Source organism: Algibacter sp. (assembly GCF_049667265.1).
Lineage (GTDB): Bacteria > Bacteroidota > Bacteroidia > Flavobacteriales > Flavobacteriaceae > Algibacter_B.
Genome location: NZ_JBATHX010000202.1, coordinates 1 through 2,257 on the forward strand (window position 1 = coordinate 1; position 2,257 = coordinate 2,257).

Annotated in this window: 2 protein-coding genes; both read left to right on the forward strand. The window is 30.7% G+C overall.

The genetic code is table 11. The features are described 5' to 3' along the window. Nucleotides 1-1,695, forward strand: a 1,695-nt coding sequence (locus WBN21_RS07635) for an outer membrane beta-barrel family protein (protein WP_424199002.1), incomplete at its 5' end; no start/stop codon positions are given. 12 nt (nucleotides 1,696-1,707) lie between these two features. Next, the coding region (locus tag WBN21_RS07640; protein ID WP_424199004.1) for a DUF1624 domain-containing protein at nucleotides 1,708-2,257 on the forward strand (550 nt) is incomplete at its 3' end.

The window sequence follows — 2,257 nt, forward strand, 5'->3', positions numbered from 1 at the left end:
AAAGGTGTTGAATATAGATATAGTAATAATGTGTCTTTAAATTTTGGTAGCGAAAAAATAAAAACCAATTTCGATATCACACAATCTCATAATAATTATTTAGAGATTTTTAATGATATTAAAGAACAAAACGGTGCGCTTTTAGACTTATATTCAAAAGATAATCAAATTAGAAATGGCTATAACATTGGGTTTGGACTCGAAGCGCAGGCATCAGAAAACCACACCTTAAGTTTTGCAGCAAGAACCATTTTTAACAAGTACGATAATGGTTTAAATAGCACCACCGATATTTATCAAGCAAGCCCTCCCGAATTTTTAGAAATACTTTCTTCACAATCGTTTCGCGAGGGAAATTCGAGTAATTATATTTTTAATTTAAACCATCATTGGAATTTAAGCACCTCCTCAAACATTAGCACCAATATAAGTGTAGGAAGTTATGATACTGAATTAAATACGCTTCAACCAAACACTTATTTTGAACCTGATGGAACTACCATAATAGAAACTGACGATGCCGCATTTGATGCTAATACCAAAATCGACTTATGGTCTGCAAAAATTGATTATGAAAAAGAATGGGACAACATAACGTTTTCGGCGGGATTTAAATATGCACACATTATAACAAAAAATGGTTTTGCTTTTTACAATTATGAAAGCGATGAACCAGTTTTTGACCCAACAAAAAGTAACGATTTTAATTATTCTGAAAATGTAGCTGCTGCTTATGCTAACCTAAACTTGAAACTAAGTGATAAAACAACTCTAAATGCGGGGTTACGGGTGGAGAACACAGCATCTCGTGGCGAATTAATAAGTGATATTGATATTGACAATAAAGACGTGCCAAGGAATTATACCGATTTTTTTCCAAATATTGGAATCTCTTTTGATAATCAAAAAAATCATAGCTTAAGCTTCAATATCGGACGTAGAATAACCAGACCAAATTATCAAGATTTAAACCCGTTTGAAAAGCCAACAAGTCAATTAGTAGTTTGGAAAGGCAACCCCTTTTTAAAACCAAATTATATTATGAACTATCAAGCGTCATATAGTTATAATCAAAAACTTATAGTAACATCTTCATATAGTAAAACCAAAGATTTTTTCTCTAGAATTATTGAAGTTTTAAATGAAAACAATACGCAAATCATTCCCCGAAATATGCAAAAAGCTAATAATTATGCCATTTCTGCAAGCTATCCTTTTACGGTAAATAAATTATGGGATTTTATAGTTTTTGGTAATTTGGCATATCAAACTTTTGAGGGAAATATTGAAGAAACAGTTATCGATTTAAAAAATACGCTTTGGGATTATCGCATTCAAAACAACTTAAAACTACCACATGATATTTTAGTTGATATCACCTTTAACCAACAAAGTAAATGGATTTGGAGAGGCTCTGCATTTATTAAAGGTACTTATGGTTTAAGTTTCGGGATTAGAAAGGATTTTTTAGATAAAAAACTGCAAATACGAATTACAGGAAGCGATATTTTTAGAACAGAAACCGATTATCCATATTATTCAAATTATGGTGGTTTAAATTTAAATGGCGCTTATACAGCAGATAATCAGAGATTTGGTCTTGGTGCCACCTATAAATTTGGAAACCAAAAAGCAAAAACAAAAAGTAAAACAAAAAGTGCATTGGATGATGAGCTAAATAGAATTGGCAATTAAAAAAGTTAGAAAATGGTAAAAACAAAATCAACCAGAATAGAATCTATAGACATTTTAAGAGGCTTGGTAATGGTTATCATGGCTCTCGATCATGTTAGAGATTATTTTCATTATGGCTCGTTTTTTAGTGATCCTACGAATCTTGAAACAACCACACCTTTCTTGTTTTTCACAAGATTTATAACACATTATTGCGCACCCGTTTTTATTTTTTTAGCTGGTACTTCTGCTTATTTATATGGCTCTAAAAAAACGAAACATCAATTGTTTAAATTCTTATTCACTAGAGGGATCTGGTTAGTTTTTTTAGAAATAATTTTGAATAATTTATTTTGGTGGTTTGATGTTGGTTATAGTTTTATTGCACTTCAAGTTATTTGGGCTATTGGCTTATCTATGATGTGTCTTTCGGTTTTAATTTACTTACCTAAAAAAGTACTTTTAACTGTTAGTCTTATTTTAATTGCGGGTCATAATTTGTTGGATAGTATCGTATTAGAAGGCAAAAGCTTTATATCTATTTTATGGTATGTATTGCACCAGCTTCAATTTGTAATGTTTG